Here is an 18,385-nt window from a genome sequence, read left to right as displayed (position 1 = left end):
TTCGTACAGAGCCTAGAGCTGCATCACGGCGAGCGCTCTACGCAGGGGCTCGTCGGATATCTGGATAGGACCGTGAAATGGTATGTCCATGTCCAATACGAGGTACACGGAAGCCGCAATAAGCAATGAAGAGAGGATGAACATGCCTTTTACCATCGAGTTACGAGGCGCACGGTATCCAAAACTGGCGAAAATGAGCGTCAACCAAGCAGCAAGCATCCCAATAAGCGGGCCAGGAATTGCCCCCTCTGACTGCTCGACGATTCTCCAGCGTTGCTCAATGAGCGAGTGATATTGCTGACGAATATCCTGAAGCATCGTTTCATGGTAGCGGTCCACAGGCCTTATAACGGCCAGCGCTTTGCCTATGTCATCCAAGTATTTAGCCGCCTCGCTGTTACGGTGTTGCAGCGCCTCGTCCCCCCGATAGGGCGTCTCGATAGCGTGCTCTAGATAGGTGATCAGACGATTGCGCGTGTCTTGGGCCGCATCGCCATAGCCCCGCAGTGTCCGATCAAAAATGATCATGCTGGTTGCGTACCCATGGAAGTTTGCGTCGATGGACTCGAAGGTATTTTTGGCGGAATTGATCATCAAGCCAAAGACCAGCGATGTCATGACCACAAAAATGTTAGCTACCAGGCGAATTACCGTGTTCGTGTCCTCATCCCTGTGGTGGGATGCCAGCTTTGGGTACCACTGCATCATGAGCAGCGAGGCGGCGACCAAGCAGCCAAAAATGGCCAGTGCGATCCAGAGGGCGTTCATGCATCAAGGCTCCGATCAATCTGAGTCAAGTCTTGGAAGATAGACCGTGTTCAAACAGACTTATCAGGGTGCCTGTAATTGCAATCAGCGCCAGCATGAATAACCCGTTGTATGACTGTTCCATGATCTCGTCCTGCGGGGTGATGGGTAGACGTCGACGAAAGTTCCTGGGCGGCGGGTCATGTCATACGCCGTAACGCCACGACCATGGCCCCCCCGAGTACCGCCATGGCCAGCAGCAGCGCGGGGAACGTCAACCACCAGGGCAGGCCGGCGGTCATCATGCTGAACTCCGACATGCCGCCGATGCTGGCGAGCAGGTTCAAGGGCAGGAACACCACATTGATCATGGTCAGGTTGCGCAGCGCGTGGTTCATGCCGTTGTTGGCCAGGTTGCCGCGGGCCTCGATCAGGTTGGTAAAGACCTGGGCATGGATCTTCGCCTGTTGGTAGCTTTGCTCGTTTTCGATGATCAGGTCATTCAGCATTTCCAGTTGTTCGGGCCCGAAGCCGTGTTTCTGGCCATGGCTGCGCAGCAGGGCTAGCACGGCGCCATTGCTTTGAATGGCGTTGACGTAATACACCAGGCTTTCGCTCAGGCTGTACATCTGCACCAGGTGCTGGTTGTCCATGGACCGATCGAACTGCAGCTGGATTTCGCGGGCCACCTGCTTTACCACCCGCAGGTGGCCCAGGTAGTGATGCACGCTCTCAGCCAGCATCGCCATCAGCACATCCAGCGGGGTGCTCATGCCGGCCTGCCGGTCTACCCCGGCGAGTAGCGAGTTGGCGGCGCAGATCACCACCAGGCGCTTTTCGCTGAGTACAACGCCGAATGACGAGACATTGAATACCCGGCCATCAAAGCTTTCCGGGCGCTTCCAGATCAGGAACAGGTGATCGGGCTTGATCTCGATACGCGCCACTTCATCCGGGTCCAGGGAGGACTCCAGCGACTGGGCACTGACCCCCAGGCACTCGCACAACCGGGATTGCTCCGCTGCGTCCGGCGCGACACACAACCAGACGCTGGCTCGTTCCTCGGGGGCTTCAAGAAGCGCACCGTCTACGGCGAGGTAGTATTCGATCATCGTTTACCAGGCCTGGCCGAGGTGTTTACGTTCAAGCCGCTGCACGAAAGCCTGCAGCACTCGCTGGTAAAGCGCGTTACCCAGCACGGCGTCTTCGGTGCCGGCATCGAGGTTGGGGTTGTCGTTGACTTCGATCACCAGTACGCGGTCGCCGGTCTGCTTCAGGTCCACACCGTACAGCCCTTGCCCGATCAGCCTGGCAGTGTCGACGGCCAGCTTTACGACTTCGGGCGGTGCCTGTTCCACCGGGACCGCGCGGCACAGGCCGTTGACTTCGCCGGCCTGGGCCTTGTGGTTGTAGATCTGCCAGTGGCCCTTGGACATGAAGTACTGGCAGGCGTACAGCGCCTCACCGTTGAGTACGCCGATACGCCAGTCGTATTCGGTGTAGCAGTACTCCTGGGCCAGCAACAGTACCGAGTGTTCGAACAACTCCTGTGCCGCCGAGGCCAGTGCCTGGGCGTCGGCGACCTTGATCACGCCTTTCGAAAAGCAGCCGTCGGGAATCTTCAACACCAGCGGAAAACCGAGGCGCCGGCCCACAAGTTCGAGTTCCTGCGGGCGGTCCTTGTACAGGATCTCCGTGGCCGGTGCGCCGAGGTTGTGGCGTTTGAGCAGATCGGCGAGATACACCTTGTTGGTGCAGCGCAGGATGGAGGAGGGGTCGTCGATCACCACCAGGCCTTCGCTTTCGGCCTTTTTGGCAAAACGGTAGGTATGGTCGTCCACCCGCGTGGTCTCCCGAATGAACAAGGCGTCAAATTCGGCCAGGCGTGCATAGTCCTTCTTTTCGATCAGCTCTACATCGATGCCCAGCTGTTTGCCGTTTTCGATGAACTGCTCCAGCGCCTCAGGATTGGAAGGTGGCAGCGCCTCGGCCGGGTCATGCAGAATCGCCAGGTCGAACCGGGCCAGGCGTTTGGAGGCGGGCTGGCGCCACGTCCGGCGGTTGAAGGCATCCAGCGCGTCGGCAAACAAGTGCTGCTGCTCATCCCGCAGTTTGTGCAGCGCGCCGGCCTTGATCCCGTCGATCTGCCAGGTGTCACGCCTGCGAAACTCCACCAGCAAGACAGGGCAGGGGAACGACTCGAACAGCTGTCGGCCGATATCCTGAAGGGGTTCAATGGCGGTCCGCCCGAAATACAAGGTGAGGGTGAAGGCCTCGGTGCTGCCATAGGGGTGATCGGCCAGGGCTCGCTCCAGCGTGCGTTCCAGGTCATCCAGCCCCACGCCATAGAGCGCCTTGCGGGTAAGCTCGCTGATGGTTCGCACCGACGGGAACACCTTGTGGCCCCGTGCCTCGGCGAGCAGCGAGCAGTAGTAGCCTTGCCCCAGATACTTGTAGCTGCGGCACAGGTTGATTACCTGCGTACGCCTCGCAACGTCGTCGCTGTGTTCAAAGTAATCCTGGGCCAGCATCAGGCTCTCGCTGGGAAAGTAGCTGGCCCAGTCTTCCTTGCGCTCCACCACGATCAACAAGCGGTTACCAGCGCTCCGCTTACTGGGTGGCTCCTCGGAGAGGGTTATTGTGGAAACGTCGGTTTTGGCCAATACTTCGGCCACGTTGGCTTGCACCGCTGACATGAGTATTCGATCCCTGTTGAAGAAGACGCCCCTTCAATAAATCACGGGTTTCCCGACCTGTCCCGGTTCGTTACTCAAACATTACGGTGTTGCCATGGCTTTTGATTTTCGCTTTGCATCGGTGGCCGATATCGATGCGCTGGTTGCCCTGGAGCAGGACTGTTTCACCCTCGACCGCCTGAGCCCGCGTAATTTCAACTGGATGGTGCGACGCGCCAATGCCTGCCTTATTGTCGCTGAACAACAGGGCCATCTGGCAGGCTATGCGCTGCTGCTGTTCCATCGCGGCACATCACTTGCCCGTCTGTATTCAATTGCCGTAAGCCCGGCCTGGCGCGGCCATGGGTTGGGCCAGCAGTTGCTGGACCAGGCCCAGGCCAGTGCGCTGGAGCGTAATTGCGCCTGGCTGCGCCTGGAAGTACGCGCGGACAATCCTGCGGCCATCAGCTTGTACGAAAGCAATGGCTATCAACGCTTCGCTGTGGTTGAGAACTACTACGAAGACCACAGCCAGGCGCTGCGTTTCGAGAAGCGTATCCTGCGCAGTGCTCCGCCCCCTGCACGGCAAGTGCCGTACTACGCGCAAACGACCGAGTTCACCTGCGGAGCGGCCTGCCTGCTGATGGCCATGGCTGCGGTCGAACGGGAGCGGGCCATGCACCGCAGTGAGGAAATTCAACTGTGGCGAGAAGCGACCACCATCTTCATGACGGCAGGGCACGGCGGTTGCAGCCCGCAGGGGCTTGCACTGGCGGCCTGGCGCCGCGGGTTCGAGGTGTGCATGGTGGTCAGCCAGCCTGGATCGCTGTTCCTCGATGGGGTGCGCAGCGCGCAGAAAAAAGACGTAATGCAATTGGTCGAGGACGGCTTTGCCGGGGCGTTGGCCGAAACCGACGTGCATCAGGTGCTGGCGCCCGGCCTTGATGTGCGTTCAGCGTTGCAAGCCGGGTTCAGGCCGGTGGTGCTGATTAGCAGCTACCGTTTCACCCGTCTGAAGGCCCCGCACTGGATTCTGGTCACGGGTTGCGATGACGAATTCGTGTACCTGCATGATCCTGATGTGGATCACAGCCGCCAGAAACGCATCCTGGATTGCCAGCATCTGCCCGTAAGCCATGCCGAATTTCAGCGCATGAGCAGTTTCGGCAGGCAGCGGGTAAGGGCCGCTGTGCTGTTGCGCGGGCGATAGAACGGCTGCACAGGTGAGTACGTATGGCATGGGCATTGAGTGAACGCAAGCAGTGCTCCGGATGGGGTCACATGCCGGAGCACTCTACACTTCAAGCGTGAAGCAATGCCTCGAGCTGGCCCTTGCTGTCGAGACGTGCCAAGTCATCGAAGCCGCCGACATGCACCTTGCCAACAAATATCTGTGGGACGGTTCGGCGTTGGGATCGCTGCATCATTTCCGCCAGGTGCAGGGGTGACGCTTCAACGTTGATTTCGTCAGGGGTGATGCCCTTGCTCGACAGCAGTCGCTTGGCGCTCAGGCAGTATGGGCAGTGCGGGGTGGTATAGATAGTCACAGGGCTCATGGCGGTTACCCTCCTAGTTTGCCGATGGCGGAAAGTCGATATCGGTAGCGGCGATGTTGTTCAGGTAGTTGGTCAGGGTTAACAGCGTGACCTGTGCCACCACCTCCACGATCTTGCTATCAGTAAGCCCTGCCTCACGCGCGGCAGCGATCTGCTCGTCACTCAACTGGCCGCGCCTTGCCGTGATCTGCTGCGCCAGTGCGGCAACCGCGCTGAGTGTGCCGGCTCGGGCTTGGCTTACGGCCTCATCGCTCAAACCCGCCTTGCCGCCGAAGAAGGTGTGTGCAGCCAGGCAGTAGTCGCACCCGTTGATTTCCGAAGTGGCCAGGGCAACGACTTCACGCTCGGCGGCGCTCAGTGAGCTTTTACCCAACGCTTGGGCGAGGCCCAGGTAACCATTGAGCGCGACCGGAGCGTGCGCCAGGGTCCTGAATGCGTTGGGAATGAAGCCGAGACCTTTTTGAATGCCTTCGAGAGCTGCGCGCGAGCCAGTAGGCGCCTGGTCTAGCGAGAGAGCGGTAATACGAGTCATGGTCGTTCTCCAATAGGTTGAGTAACCGGCTTGTCTATCAAGCTTGGGGTCCATACTAGAGAGGCAGACTTTTCTTTCGGCTTCAGATCGTCGAAGTTATGCAACAGATCGTCTAAACCTGAGTGCGCTATGGACCGACTGTCGACACTGCTTAAGCACTTCAACCTGCACGCTAGTGCGTTTCACCAGGGTGGGTTCTGTGGAACGACCCAACTTGGGCAACACAGTGTCGGGCACGCCCATCTGTTGCGCTCGGGGCGTCTGTCCTTCAAGGACAAGCGTGGGCAGCGTATCGAGTTGACCGAACCCACCCTGATTCTGGCGGTGCGCCCGCAGGAGCATCACTTGCTTGCCACCGACGCCGATGAAGCGGAGTTAGTGTGCGCCACCCTGCAATTCGATGGCGGCGCCAACAATCCGCTGACCCTGGCTTTGCCGGACTTCATCATCAAGCCCCTCGGCGAATTGCAAGGCCTTGATGGCACCCTTGACTGGCTGTTCGAAGAAGCCTTTGGAGATGAGTGTGGTCGTGATGTCATTCTCAATCGCTTGTTCGAGCTGATGATCATTCAGCTGCTTCGCCACCTCATCGCCAGCCGCAGCATCGCCTCGGGAATGATGGCGGGTCTGGCCAACGCTCAGCTGTCTCGCGCGCTTGTGGGGATCCACGATGAGCCGCAGCGCAATTGGTCCGTGGCGGAACTGGCGAATCTTTCGGGCATGTCGCGGGCAAGCTTCGCTTCGCACTTTCGCGAGATCGTGGGTATTACGCCTGCGGACTACCTGGCGAACTGGCGCATCAGTTTGACGCAAAAACGCCTTCGCGAAGGGCGCCCCATTGCCCTGATCGCCGATGAGGTCGGCTACGAAAGTCCTTCTGCGCTAGCCCGAACCTTTCGCCGCAAGGTGGGCGCGAGCCCGAAACAATGGCTGCAGCAGGGAACGGTGTGACGCCTGGTCGACCGACTTGCACGCCAGGCAATGAGCAAGGTCCTGCGCCTCATCGGGGTGGCTTACACGTTCTCCCGAAGAAAATCGATGAACGCCATCGTCCTTGCCGAGCGGCGCCGCTCACGGCTGAACACGGCGCTGACCGGCAGCGCGGTCGTCTGGTATTCGTCGAGCAGGCTACACACGCTACCCTGCTCGAAGTCTGCAGCAAACAGCCATTGGGGAGACAGGGAGATGCCCAGGCCACCGAGGACCATTTCACGAATGGCCTCGCTGTTGTTGCTGGTGACGTTGCCTTTGATTGCAACCTCAAGTGCTTCGTCACGACGGGTGAAGTGCCAGCGGTCGTAATGCTCAAGCAAGGTGAAGGCGATGCAGTTGTGGCCTGCCAGTTCGGCGGGCTCGCGTGGCTGGCCATGGCGATCGAGATAGGCCGGTGCAGCATAGACTCGCCGTGTGCTGGTGCCCAGGGGCACGGCCACCAGCCCCTCGCTCTTCACCACACCAATGCGGATGGCCAGGTCGATGTTTTCCATGAGCAGGTCTTCGTTGTAATCGTTCAGGCGCAGGTCGATCTGCACATCGGGGTGGCGCTGTAGAAAAGCCCCGATCAGGGGCGCTATGCACAGCCTCCCATAGCTGACCGGTGCGGCTATTCGCAGGGGGCCGGCGATCTGCTCCTGGCCGCTGGCGAAGCTGCGCGTGGCATGCTCTAGCTGGCTGAGAATCTCCTGGCAGTGGCTGTAGAAGCGTTGCCCTTGATCGGTGAGGGCGAGGTGCCGGGTGCTGCGGGCGAACACGGCTCCGCCCAGGTACTGCTCCAACGCACGGACCTGCTTGCTGACTGCCGGCTGCCCCATGTTCAGCTCCCGAGCCACTGCGGAAAACGAGCCACGCTCCACGACGCGCACGAAGATGCGCATGCTGTCGAACAGATCCATCGCTATTGGGCCTCTTTGGGGAATAAGTAATATCCAAATTTAGTTTCTTATCGGAATGAGGAAGGCGGTGCAACCTGTAAGCGTCCATTCATTCAGAGGTTGCCGTCATGAATCAGACCATGCTTGCCGCTATCGCCGAATCCGCCCAGACCCCGCTGGTCGTGCGCCACATCGCCCGCCCTGTGCCCGGTAAGGGGCAGGTTTTGGTGCGGATTCACGCCGCCGGGGTCAACCCGCTCGACACCAAGATTTCAATCGGTGCGGGTGCTCACGCCCGCCAGGAGTTACCGGCCGTGCTCGGCCTGGATCTCGCCGGTACGGTCGTCGAACTGGGCGAGGCAGTTGATGGCTTCACGCCTGGCCAGGAGGTCTTCGGCATGGCCGGCGGAATCGGCGGCGCCCAAGGCACCCTGGCCGAATACATCGCCGTGGATGCCAGGCTGATTGCATCAAAGCCGCATGCACTCGGCATGCGTGAGGCTGCCGCGCTGCCGTTGGTATTCATCACCGCCTGGGAAGGTTTGGTAGATCACGCAAATGTTCGTAGTGGTCAGCGTGTGCTGATTCATGGCGGCGCAGGTGGCGTCGGCCAAGTTGCGGTGCAATTGGCCAAGGCTCGCGGTGCCGAAGTCTACGCCACCGGTTCCGCGGGCAGTCTAGACTTCATTCGCTCGCTGGGGGCCACGGCAATTGACTATCAGGCGCAGGGTGTAGAGGCCTATGTCGAACAATATACGGCCGGGGAAGGTTTCGACATCGTTTATGACACCGTCGGCGGCAGCACGTTGGACGCGTCATTCAAGGCAGTAAAGCCTTATACCGGGCACGTACTCAGCTGCCTCGGTTGGGGCCAGCACAGTCTCGCGCCTTTATCCTTCAAAAGTGCCACCTACTCGGGCGTATTTACCCTGGCACCGCTGCTAACCGGCAAGGGACGCGAACACCATGGAAGTATCCTGCGCGAGGCCGCCGTTCTGGCCAATGCCGGGCAACTGGCGATCCGGGTGGACCCGCAACAGTTTGCATTGGATGAGGTCAACGACGCATTCCGACAGGTCGCCGAAGGTCGCGGCAGGGGCAAGACGGTTATCCAGTTGATAAGTGAATAGTCTCCTGAGCTTTATCTATCAGTAATTACCCGCCGGAAACGCCCGCTTCAAGCCTTGATGGCAAGTGATCATGAAAGTCCTTCCTTGATGTGAGGGGCTTTGTTCCAGGCGGTGCCGGCGGCCGGTCAAGCTGGCCGCAATCGAAGTGGTGACTTCGTCGCTACTGTCGGGAGGAAAGGGTGTGCCAGAAAAATCGATCATTCACGCGTGGTTATACCGGCATGAAGCAGCGCCGCGATAATGAAAGGAGCCTTTTTCTCTAGATACTCAGCCATCCCACCCGTATTGCTCGACTCCAACTGAAGCTTCAGCGTTTCATACTGTTGGCGGATCGAGGCATCGCGCCTGAGCAAATCTCTGAACCCCAGCATCTGAGTGATCGTCAGGTGGTCGCGGGTACAAACATGGAGCTTGTGCGTGCGAATCCCATCCACATTGCGCCGGTAGAAATGATGGCCCTCTGACAGATCACTTCCCCGTACATACCCCAGAGCCATCAACACCTCGTCCCGCGCCGAGGTATTGCGATGCGCGTGAACCTCAATGAGCACATCGAGTTCGGGCTTCGCCGCCAGCCCTGGGACAGACGTGCTTCCAACGTGGTGGACAGCAATCAGTTCAGCGTCAAATGCAGAGGCAATGAGTGGCTTGTCTGTCAGGAAGCGGGCAGGCCATGTGGGATCGTAGGGGGCAATCTTGCTGGTCAGTGCCATGTCCGTTCCTTGGCGATAAATCCTCGAGGCGCCGGATTGTCCATCAAGGCGTGTGCTTTTGCCACTCACTTACAGGTCAATCACTGTCGCCGATATGTGTATTCGGAATCCGGGCGATTCACGCTTCAACACCTGCATATCGATAGACCGTCGCACTCCAATACTGGCTGCCGTTACGCGTTTGGCGTTTCCATCTGTCTGCCATCAGGTGCTTGGAGATCATCCGATTCATGAAACCATGACCGAACAATGGCTGTGACTCGTTTTGGCTGGCCGTGGCGCATCAGGATTATTTCCCCGCTCACAGTCGGCTGCCTTTTTCAAACCAGCCGTGATCACGGTACCACGCCACGGTGTCGGCGATTGTCAGCTCGAGTGCCCGGAAACTCAGTCCAAGCTCCTGTTCACTCTTGCGGTGGTCGAAACGGGTGCGGTCCTGCTCTCGTACCAGTAGACGCAACGTGGCCATGCTCAGCAGAATGGGTCTGCCGGTCAGGCGCGCATAGATCTCCTGAACAGCCGCCAAGGTGTATAGAAAGGGCAGCGGTATTTGTCGGGCGGGTGTCTTGACGCCCGCCATGCGTCCTAAAACAGGCATCAGTTCGCGCATTGTCATATGTCGACCCGCCGCGAGATAGCGCTCACCTCGGCGCCCATGTCTGGCTGCTGCAATGTGTGCCAATGCCACATCACGGGCATCGACAATGGAAAAACTGCCAGGGATCAACCCGGGCAACTTGCCCTGTACCACATCGTTGACCAGTTGCCCCGACGAGGTTGGGCCAATGTCGCCAGGCCCCCACATCCAGCCAGGCAAGACCATACAGGCATGCATCTGGGGGTGGCTCTCCAGGAACGACAATACGACACGGTCAGCGAGGATCTTGCTGCGGTAGTAGTCATCTGCGTCGGCGTCGGCCCTCAGGCAGTTCTCCTCGATGGAAGTGCCAGGTGCGCCGTTGAGCACAGCAATGGAAGACGTATGGATGAACCGTCGTATGCCGGCCCGGTAGGCCTGCTCAAGCAGGCGCCGCGTACCCGACACGTTTATCTGTTCGAGTTCGTTCCCGTGGCTGCCGCCCTTGTAGTTATCGCGAAAGAACGCCGCTGTGTGAAATACCGTATCGCAGCCTTGCAGCGATGCTGAGAATGCGTCGACCTTGGCCATGTCCCCAACGACCAGTTCCACGCCCGGCAGATTGTTGAACTGCTGTTCACCTTTGGCTTTTGAGCGGACCAGGCCTTTGACCGTGTAGCCGCGAGCGACCAATTCACGCACCAGGTTGTTGCCCAGCAAGCCGGTTGCTCCGGTCACAAATACGTTGCGCATGGCTCAACACGCTCGCTGTTCGGTTAACGGCAGCAACACGGCCCTGTCGAAAAAGGCCTCGTCGCTGACGATCAGACCCCTGCTATCGAGGTGGATGCAATCGTCGCCAAGCACTGCAAGCAACGCCTCTGGATCTGGTCGATTGAAAGCGCCAGAAGCGTGTTGCGCATAGACGTTGGGGGGGAGAGTCATAAAGTCCGGTCCATTCGTATCGAAGGGCTATAGATATACCTTTGAGGGTGCTTTCGAAAAACAGCGATCACTGCATAATGGCTTTGCATATTCGCAAAGCCGGGAATGACTGACAGTATGACGTTGCACGCAAATTGGGATGATCTTCGCCTTCTGCTGGCCGTCTCGCGACGTGGCAGCTTTCTTCAGGCTGGACAATTGCTCGGTATCGCAGCTTCTACATTGTCACGCCGCCTGACTCAACTTGAGGTTGCAGTGGGCGAGCCACTTGTCGAGCGCGGCGTTGAAGGATGCCGGCTGACGTCCCGGGGGCAATCCCTGGTGGAAGTTGCTATCGCTGCAGAATCAGGCTTGAGGCGGCAATCCCTTTCTGGCACATCGCAGCAGCCTACCGAGCTGTCCGGCAGTGTGTTGGTCAGTGCAGGGGAGGGGTTCTCGGATTACGTTCTGGAGGCGATAAGGCGCTTTACATCCCTGCACCCGCGTTGCTCAGTGGAGCTAACGGTGGCAGCCGACTTTCACAAGATCGCCCGCGGCGTGGCAGATGTTGCTGTGCGCACCGCCCGTCTGGGGGAACCGTCACTGATTTATCGACCCATTGGCCGGCTCGCCTACGGCATCTTTGCTGCCCCGAGTTATCTGAAGCAATTTCCAGGCGTGACGCTTACCACGGCGGTCAGTGTTTCCTTGCTTCCCCCGCTGGATATCTTGCCGCAAATGCGAGCGGCAAAGGCCGCAGGTCTGGACCGCGCGCAGATCAGCGTGAACTCGTTCGCCGTGCAGCTCCAGTCGGTGAGGCGAGGGATGGGGGTGGCTGTGCTGCCTCGTTTAGCGGCTACCGATTTGGTCGAGCTGTTCCCGCATCTCCAACTTCCAGATATGGAGATCTATTTGGTGACCCGGCCTCAGGCCTTAAAGCAAGCTCACATCAAATGCTTTTTTGACACCTTGGAGGGGGTTCTGCTCGAAGCCGTGTCCTCGGCAAATGCGACGGTTGTTCCACGAGCCACCTGTTAACGCAATAAAGCCTGCAGTTTCAGGGTGGATGTCGGCGCGACGATCCAGAGCGACAGCGGATCAGCAAGTGACCCGCAGGCATCTTCGGCGCAAGACGGCATGTTGCTGTACGACTACCGGTTCTAAGGCTGAACAGGCGGTGTCAACTTTCGTCAGGTGTGACAATACGCATGGGGCGCGTGCCGATCTTTGCCCCCGTAACCTCGTCCACGGCGACAGCTTTGATTTCTGTGCCGGTTTGCGCATCGAAGAAGCGCGTCAGCTTACCACCGCCTCGGTATTGCCGGCCCCATGCACCAATCATGAACAGCACAGGGAGAAAATCGCGACCCGCAGCGGTCAGCAGATACTCCTCCCTAGGCGGGTGCTCCGAGTAGCGCCGCTTCTCCAGTAATCCTTCCTCCGTCAGTGCCGCCAGCCGGCGGGTCAGCATTGTCGGTGCAATACCCAGGCTCTTGCGGAATTGGTCAAAGCGAGCGATGCCAGCATGGGCATCGCGCAGGATCAATATGCTCCAGGCGTCACCGGCAACAGCCAGGCTGCGGGCGATCGGGCACGGGTCATCACAACTATTTTTCACGTCCATACTATTTTGATAGTGACCTGCCTTCAAAAGGGGAGTATTGTCTGTATCAAATTGATAGTAACACCTCGATGATGAGCCATCCACCCGTAAAAACCAATGATGAATAGCCGAACCATGCAAGCACTGACCTTCAAGCGCTACGGCAAGTCACCCGACATCGGGTTGGCCGACGTTCCCCGCCCCACGCCAAAGGCTGACGAATTACTGGTGCACGTCCACGCTGCCGGCCTGAATCCGATCGACAACATGATTCCAACGGGGATGTTCAAGCCAGTATTGCATTTCCAGCTGCCAGCCACCCTGGGCAGCGATCTGGCCGGCATCGTGACCGAGGTGGGCAGCAATGTGACCCGCTTCAAGCCAGGCGATGCTGTCTTCGCCAGCCTCTTCGATATTGGCACAGGGGCGATTGCTGAATTCGCGGTTGTGCCGGAAAGCGCCGCCGCGCTGAAACCGGCCAATCTGAGCTTCGAGCAGGCGGCGTCCATCCCGATGGTCGGCCTCACCTCATGGCAAGCGCTCAAAGAGCGCCTCACGCTTCAGGCCGGGCAGAAGGTGTTCATTCCCGCCGGGTCCGGCGGCATCGGTACGTTCGCAATCCAGTTGGCCAAACACCTCGGTGCAAAGGTGGGCACCACCACCAGTACAGGCAACGTTGACCTGGTGCGCGCTCTGGGGGCGGACGAGGTTGTGGACTACAAGACGCAGGATTTCGAGACCGTGCTGCGCAACTACGACGCGGTGCTCGGAACCGTAAGGGGGGATGCGATTGAAAAATCCATGTCCATCCTCAGACCCGGAAGCCAGATTGTCTCGCTCATCGGCCCACTGGATGCTGCGTTCGCCCGGGCCAAACGCCTGAACGTCCTCCTGACCTTCGTGTTCGGCCTGATGAGCCGCAAGATCATGCGCCTGGCAAAGAGGCGCAATGTCAAATACTCGTTTCTTTTCGTGCAGCCCGACGGTGCCCAACTCGCCGAAATCGGCAAACTTCTGGACGCCCAGCAAATTAAGCCGGTGATCGACCGGGTATTTCCGTTCGAGGACGCAAAGGGTGCGCTTGAGTACCTTGCTCAAGGGCGCTCCAAGGGCAAGGTCGTAATCAAGATGTGACTGCCGCCGTGTTTCTCACACAACTATCGACATAAAGGTAACTTCCATGACCACACGTCCGACCGTACTCATTACCGGCGCCTCCAGCGGCATTGGCGCCACCTACGCCGAGCGTTTCGCCCGTCGTGGCCACGATCTCATCCTTGTGGCGCGCGACACATCGCGCATGGAGTCGCTTGCATTACGCTTGCGCAAGGAAAGCCATGTGGCCGTTGAGGTGCTGCCCGCCGACCTGACAAGCTCGGCAGACCTGTCCGTACTTGAAAGTCGACTGCGCGACGACGCCAATATCGGCGTGTTGATCAACAACGCGGGTATGGCCCAATCGGGTGGTTTTCTGGACCAGTCCGCTGAAGCTATTGAGCGCCTTGTCACGCTCAACACCACCGCGCTGACACGGCTTGCGGCTGCGATCGCGCCGCGCCTCGCGCAGTCGGGCACTGGTGCAATCGTCAACGTGGGTTCAGTGGTGGGTTTTGCGCCCGAGTTCGGCATGTCCATCTACGGCGCTACCAAAGCCTTCGTGCTGTTTCTGTCACAGGGGCTGAGTCAGGAGCTGTCACCCAAGGGCGTGTACGTGCAAGCGGTGCTGCCAGCCGCGACCCGTACCGAGATCTGGGCGCGTGCCGGCATTGACGTCAACACACTCCCGGAGGTGATGGAGGTCGGTGAGCTGGTCGATGCTGCACTTGTCGGTTTCGACCGTCGCGAGTTGGTAACCATCCCGCCACTTCATGTTGCCGAGCGCTGGGATGCGCTGGAAGGTGCACGTCAAGGGCTGATGTCTGACATTCGACAAACCCACGCGGCTGAACGATATCAGCGGCCACTGAACGCGTGATTGTGTACGAATGATCGAATCCGCGGCCTCCGCTTCCCTATGAAACCAAGGCGACCAAGTCACACGTTGTGCTTGGCCGCCCGATGACTTTAGACTTAAAGTCAACTTTAAGGTCAATAGGTTTTTCAGGGTGAGGTATGAGAATAGGCGAACTGGCAAAAATCAGTGGGCTGGCTCCGTCACGCATCCGTTTCTATGAAGCCAGTGGCTTGATCAGCGCCGTCGAGCGCAAGGCCAATGGATACCGGGACTATGCGCCTGATACCGAATGGGTTCTGCAACTCATAACCAGCGCACAGGCAGCAGGTTTTTCTTTGGAGGAGATCCGGCAACTGATGCCGATGGACACCAGTGGCTGGCGGCACGACGAGTTGCTCACTGGGCTCAAGCAAAAGGTTGAGGAAATCAGTGCGCTGGAGGAACGGCTGGCACAAAACAAAGCGCAACTTCTGCTCGTCATCGAAGGCATCGAGGGTAAGCCCGAAGGCATGGCGTGTGCGGACAATGCGCAAATGCTGATAAATCGTTTGCGTGAAGAAGGGGTTGGCCAAGCGTCCGGCAAGCGTGCGGTAACGTCTTCAACGAGAAAAAACACCCGCCAGGCTTCCGGGGCCTGACAGGCGCAAAAGGTCTCAGCGCTCGCCAATCAGGCCGGCGAGTGGTCTGGGGGCATAGAGCGCACTCTGGAACGCTGGCACGTATTCGTACTTCATCATTTTCCCAAGCTTCAGGGTGCGGAGGTAATTCGACAGAGCGCCGTCGCCTAGTGTGAGGGTGGCTGAATCTGCGTCGCGGCTCGAGCCGTGACGGAGTTGGCGGGAAACCGCATAACCGTATGCCAACTGGCCCTGATGATCGAGATTGGTGAAGCTGCTGGTGACGATATCGACTTCGCGAGAGAGCTTGTCGAGTTTCTTCGCTTTGAAGGACACATCGACTTTTCCGGTCTGGCTGTCGGTAATGTCATAGACCACAGACTGGGCATCTTCTTTGCGGTCGATACCTGTCAGCCATTTAGGCAGGTTGTAACCGACGACACCACGCACCCGTGCAAGCTCGGTATTGACCGGCAGCTTGAGCACATAGCCCCAGAAGTCGCCGGACATCGACTGTCCAATCAGTGTGAACGGACCCAGATTGGCTTTGCCTGGCGTGTTGGTAATGATCGACACGGCCACTTCGTTATAGGCGTCGTTATCACAATGCTCATAGGTGTATGCAGTAAACGCAACCAAGCCACGGCCTGGCCAGACTTGCAGGGGGGATGCGGTTGCTAGTACTTCCGGCGGCATCAATGCCCGAAGTGCGTCCAAGTCGGCCGTGTAGACAGCCGTTACCCGACTGTTCTGGTAGTAAAAGTTCGGGGAGTATGACTCGAAGCCGATGTCGACCTTGTGCTTTTCCAGTCCTTTGAACCAGCTCAAATCAACACCCGGCAGCTCTGCTGCAATCACCGACAAGGGCGGGTTCGAGCGATAACGGTCGTACAGGCCGCCTTTGACGACCGGCACTGGGTGGCCTGCGATTTCGATTGTGTTGGTTTCATTCGAAGTGAGCATTTCAGGCGTCCCCGCCAACCCTTGGTTGGCAATTGAGCTGAACAGCAATCCTGTTAATACGGTGCGTGCGAGTTTCAATCGGTCTTTCTCCGCGGTGGGAACTGCTTGAGGGTTCAGCGAGCTACGTTGTTGCCAGAGAGCACCGCCACCACGGCTTCAGCTACGGCTTTGGGCGATTGAGGGTTTTGGCCGGTGACAAGCCTTCCATCCGTGATGGCAAATGACGTGAATGGCAGCCAGCCTTTGCGGTACCGAGCACCCTGACTCACCAACTTGTCCTCAAGGAAGAAGGGCACCTGGCTTTTCATGCCGGAGAACAGCTCTTCGCGATCAGAGAAGCCGGTGATGTTCTTGCCCTTGATGATCAACTGGCCCTTTTCATCCTTCAGATCCAGCAGGCCCGCTACGCCATGGCAGACGGCCGAGACGATGCCACCCTGGTTGTAGATGGTTTCGGCGACACGTCGCAGGTCGGGATTATTGGGGAAGTCCCACATCACGCCATGGCCCCCGGTGAAGTAGATGACGCCGAACTGGGACGGATCGATATCGGCGATCGGCAGCGTGTTTTGCAAGCGAGTGCGAAAGGCCGGGGACTGCAAATGCTCACGCGCGGCTTTGTCCATGTACAGCCAACCGAGACTGCGCTCGTCCAGTGGCACCGCACCGCCTTTGGGACTGGCAAAAACTGTGCTGTAGCCAGCCGCCTCCACCACATCGGTGAAATGCGTCAGCTCAGTAAGCCACAACCCCGTGGAATCGGTGCGTGAGGGATATCTGGCGTGATTGGTCAGAATCACCAGCATTTGGCGATTCTTGGCAGTCATTGTGGAAGCGGCGGTGCCAGCAGTTGAAAATGTCATGAAAGCGCTACCTATCAGTACCAACGCATAAGAAACAACGGTCTTGAGCATCACCCGAGTTCCATCACTCAAGCAGGTCAGCGCATGCTCACCTTAAACCTCGCTTTAAGGTCAATCCCCAATGCTGCAAATAATTTCCGACGCATCTGGCGCTGGGGTTTGATTCGCGCTCGAGCTGTTCACCCGGTGCTGCCAAGACTTCGATTGAACACCCCACTCGGTTGTCGGGCGCCCATCGGGTGACACACTTGCCAGGGCCTGGCGCGTTGAACATCGACTGACCTTGAAAAAGGTATTGACCTTAAAGTCGACTTCAAACTTAAGGTGGCCGCATATCCAGTTGAGGACTGCTCCATGAATGTGTTCGACACCCTGATGCTTCCCAACGGTTCGACCGTCAAGAACCGAATCGCCAAAGCCGCCATGGAAGAGAACATGGCGGATGCCGACCAGGCGCCTTCCGAAGCACTCATGCGTCTCTATCAAGCGTGGGCCGACGGTGGTGCTGGCCTGATTATCACCGGCAATGTGATGGTCGACGGCCGCGCCATGACCGGACCGGGTGGCGTGGTGTTACAGGACGATCAGCAACTGGGCAAGTTCAAGCGCTGGGCGCGTATTGGTCGATCCGGCGGCGCGCAGTTCTGGTTGCAAATTAACCACCCAGGGCGGCAGATGCAGTCCAATCTTGGGCAAAATACCTGGGCACCGTCAGCCGTGCCGCTGGAACTGGGCACAATGTCCAAGCGTTTTGCCACGCCTCACGCGATGCCCCCCGGCGTGATCGAAGAGGTTATTCAGCGCTTTGCGAACACCGCACGCCTGGGCGAACAAGCCGGATTCACAGGTGTGGAGATCCACGCTGCCCATGGCTATTTGTTGAGCCAGTTCCTTTCGCCGTTGACCAACCAAAGGAAGGACGAGTGGGGTGGCTCTCTGGAAAACCGGGCGCGCCTGTTGCTCGAAATCGTCAAGGCGGTCAGGGCCGAGGTTTCTGTGGATTTTGCAGTGGCGGTCAAACTCAACTCCGCCGATTTCCAGCGTGGAGGGTTCACCACCGAAGACGCGAAAAAGGTCGTTGAGTGGCTCAACGACCTGGGCGTAGACATGGTGGAGTTATCGGGAGGCAGCTACGAAGTCCCCGCCATGCAGGGTGACGCGCGCGATGGTCGCACCCTGGCTCGCGAAGCGTATTTCGTCGAGTTCGCCCGTGATCTCCAAACCGTCGCCAAAATGCCGGTGATGGTCACTGGCGGTATACGTCGCCGCCCGGTGGCCGAAAGCGTCGTGCAGAGCGGTGTGGACATGGTGGGTATCGGCACGGCGTTAGCCATCGATCCGCACTTGCCTCGTGACTGGTTGCAGGGCAAAGAAAACGCCCCTCAATTGCCGCCGATCACCTGGAAAAACAAAGCCATCGCATCCTTGGCAAACATGGCAGTAGTGAAGTTTCAACTGCGCAAACTCAGCCGGGCTAAAAAGCCCGATCCGAGCGTTTCGCCGTTGCGCGCGCTGATCGTGCAACAGCTCTTCATGGCTTATCGCACGCGCCAGTATCGAAAATGGATTGAAACGTCTGCGCATGACAAGGGCCTGGGAGACGCAAGATGACGATCGCTGTAGAGGGCTCGTTGGCTGTTTGGCAATGCGCCTGAAGCAG

Annotated in this window: 19 protein-coding genes and 1 pseudogene; 8 read left to right on the top strand and 12 right to left on the bottom strand. The window is 58.6% G+C overall.

Translation table 11 applies throughout. The annotated features are described in order from the left end of the window. Positions 1-12 precede the first annotated feature (12 nt). The 3 genes from ACZ889_RS19275 to ACZ889_RS19265 all read right to left on the bottom strand — a co-directional run bounded on the left by ACZ889_RS19275 (position 13) and on the right by ACZ889_RS19265 (position 3,443). Positions 13-768, bottom strand: coding sequence for a bestrophin-like domain (locus tag ACZ889_RS19275; RefSeq protein WP_003248187.1), 756 nt, complete (start codon positions 766-768; stop codon positions 13-15). A gap of 179 nt (positions 769-947) precedes the next feature. Next, complete coding sequence (locus ACZ889_RS19270) at positions 948-1,859, bottom strand: magnesium transporter CorA family protein (RefSeq protein ID WP_180689970.1); 912 nt, start codon at positions 1,857-1,859, stop codon at positions 948-950. Positions 1,860-1,862: 3 nt separating this feature from the next. Further along, on the bottom strand, positions 1,863-3,443 hold the full coding sequence (locus ACZ889_RS19265) for a RimK family alpha-L-glutamate ligase (RefSeq protein ID WP_003248192.1): 1,581 nt from the start codon (positions 3,441-3,443) through the stop codon (positions 1,863-1,865). Positions 3,444-3,537: 94 nt separating this feature from the next. On the opposite strand from ACZ889_RS19265, the gene ACZ889_RS19260 reads away from it, so the two are divergent. Then, positions 3,538-4,632, top strand: a complete 1,095-nt coding sequence (locus ACZ889_RS19260) for a GNAT family N-acetyltransferase/peptidase C39 family protein (protein WP_014861103.1) — start codon at positions 3,538-3,540, stop codon at positions 4,630-4,632. 91 nt (positions 4,633-4,723) lie between these two features. On the opposite strand, the gene grxC is transcribed toward ACZ889_RS19260, so the two are convergent. Together grxC and ACZ889_RS19250 are read right to left on the bottom strand one after the other, a co-directional pair. Then, positions 4,724-4,978 (bottom strand): glutaredoxin 3, encoded by a 255-nt coding sequence (grxC, locus tag ACZ889_RS19255; RefSeq protein WP_004576678.1) that lies wholly within the window; start codon positions 4,976-4,978, stop codon positions 4,724-4,726. Positions 4,979-4,991: 13 nt separating this feature from the next. Beyond that, entirely contained in the window at positions 4,992-5,510 is a 519-nt protein-coding gene (locus ACZ889_RS19250; RefSeq protein ID WP_010953859.1) for a carboxymuconolactone decarboxylase family protein, read from the bottom strand. Positions 5,511-5,639: 129 nt separating this feature from the next. Here ACZ889_RS19250 and ACZ889_RS19245 point away from each other — a divergent pair, with 129 nt between their 5' ends. Further along, positions 5,640-6,461, top strand: a complete 822-nt coding sequence (locus ACZ889_RS19245; protein WP_014861104.1) for an AraC family transcriptional regulator — start codon at positions 5,640-5,642, stop codon at positions 6,459-6,461. A gap of 62 nt (positions 6,462-6,523) precedes the next feature. Here the strand turns inward: ACZ889_RS19245 and ACZ889_RS19240 are convergent, their stop codons facing one another. Beyond that, positions 6,524-7,402 (bottom strand): LysR family transcriptional regulator, encoded by an 879-nt coding sequence (locus ACZ889_RS19240; protein WP_003248202.1) that lies wholly within the window; start codon positions 7,400-7,402, stop codon positions 6,524-6,526. A 107-nt stretch (positions 7,403-7,509) separates the two neighbouring features. On the opposite strand from ACZ889_RS19240, the gene ACZ889_RS19235 reads away from it, so the two are divergent. Further along, positions 7,510-8,511: a zinc-dependent alcohol dehydrogenase family protein gene (locus ACZ889_RS19235; RefSeq protein ID WP_180689972.1), complete on the top strand. Its 1,002-nt coding sequence runs from the start codon at positions 7,510-7,512 to the stop codon at positions 8,509-8,511. A gap of 197 nt (positions 8,512-8,708) precedes the next feature. Here ACZ889_RS19235 and ACZ889_RS19230 read toward each other — a convergent pair whose 3' ends face one another. From ACZ889_RS19230 to ACZ889_RS19220, 3 genes and pseudogenes are all read right to left on the bottom strand, one after another. Beyond that, positions 8,709-9,224, bottom strand: a complete 516-nt coding sequence (locus tag ACZ889_RS19230; protein WP_070096617.1) for a GrpB family protein — start codon at positions 9,222-9,224, stop codon at positions 8,709-8,711. Between the two features lie 118 nt (positions 9,225-9,342). Next, a pseudogene (locus ACZ889_RS19225) lies at positions 9,343-9,474 on the bottom strand (histidine phosphatase family protein); the annotation flags it as partial. Positions 9,475-9,525: 51 nt separating this feature from the next. Continuing rightward, positions 9,526-10,554 (bottom strand): SDR family oxidoreductase, encoded by a 1,029-nt coding sequence (locus ACZ889_RS19220; protein ID WP_180689973.1) that lies wholly within the window; start codon positions 10,552-10,554, stop codon positions 9,526-9,528. A gap of 309 nt (positions 10,555-10,863) precedes the next feature. Here ACZ889_RS19220 and ACZ889_RS19215 point away from each other — a divergent pair, with 309 nt between their 5' ends. After that, positions 10,864-11,763, top strand: a complete 900-nt coding sequence (locus tag ACZ889_RS19215; RefSeq protein WP_180689974.1) for a LysR family transcriptional regulator — start codon at positions 10,864-10,866, stop codon at positions 11,761-11,763. Positions 11,764-11,905: 142 nt separating this feature from the next. On the opposite strand, the gene ACZ889_RS19210 is transcribed toward ACZ889_RS19215, so the two are convergent. After that, a complete protein-coding gene (locus ACZ889_RS19210; RefSeq protein WP_257645173.1) occupies positions 11,906-12,469 on the bottom strand; it encodes a winged helix-turn-helix transcriptional regulator in 564 nt (187 codons plus the stop codon). On the opposite strand from ACZ889_RS19210, the gene ACZ889_RS19205 reads away from it, so the two are divergent. The 3 genes from ACZ889_RS19205 (at position 12,464) to ACZ889_RS19195 (ending at position 14,920) form a co-directional block, all read left to right on the top strand. Next, complete coding sequence (locus ACZ889_RS19205) at positions 12,464-13,462, top strand: NADP-dependent oxidoreductase (RefSeq protein ID WP_180689975.1); 999 nt, start codon at positions 12,464-12,466, stop codon at positions 13,460-13,462. The two genes, ACZ889_RS19210 and ACZ889_RS19205, sit on opposite strands and share 6 nt — an antisense overlap. Positions 13,463-13,508: 46 nt before the next feature. Beyond that, positions 13,509-14,303: an SDR family NAD(P)-dependent oxidoreductase gene (locus tag ACZ889_RS19200; RefSeq protein ID WP_012052472.1), complete on the top strand. Its 795-nt coding sequence runs from the start codon at positions 13,509-13,511 to the stop codon at positions 14,301-14,303. A gap of 137 nt (positions 14,304-14,440) precedes the next feature. Beyond that, the gene (locus ACZ889_RS19195; protein WP_180689976.1) at positions 14,441-14,920 is read left to right on the top strand and encodes a MerR family transcriptional regulator; all 480 of its coding nucleotides are present in this window, start codon (positions 14,441-14,443) and stop codon (positions 14,918-14,920) included. Positions 14,921-14,935: 15 nt separating this feature from the next. On the opposite strand, the gene ACZ889_RS19190 is transcribed toward ACZ889_RS19195, so the two are convergent. Beyond that, positions 14,936-15,862 carry an acetoacetate decarboxylase (ADC) gene (locus ACZ889_RS19190; RefSeq protein ID WP_180690118.1) on the bottom strand — a complete coding sequence of 309 codons (927 nt, stop codon included), beginning with the start codon at positions 15,860-15,862 and terminating at the stop codon, positions 14,936-14,938. Between the two features lie 113 nt (positions 15,863-15,975). After that, positions 15,976-16,779 carry a type 1 glutamine amidotransferase domain-containing protein gene (locus ACZ889_RS19185; RefSeq protein ID WP_144000057.1) on the bottom strand — a complete coding sequence of 268 codons (804 nt, stop codon included), beginning with the start codon at positions 16,777-16,779 and terminating at the stop codon, positions 15,976-15,978. A 300-nt stretch (positions 16,780-17,079) separates the two neighbouring features. Between ACZ889_RS19185 and ACZ889_RS19180 the strand changes: the two genes are divergently transcribed. Next, positions 17,080-18,336, top strand: a complete 1,257-nt coding sequence (locus ACZ889_RS19180; RefSeq protein ID WP_180689977.1) for an NADH:flavin oxidoreductase/NADH oxidase family protein — start codon at positions 17,080-17,082, stop codon at positions 18,334-18,336. Positions 18,337-18,385: the final 49 nt, after the last annotated feature.

It is taken from the genome of Pseudomonas sp. TE3895 (assembly GCF_056278855.1).
This window is presented reverse-complemented; position numbering and strand designations above follow the sequence as displayed.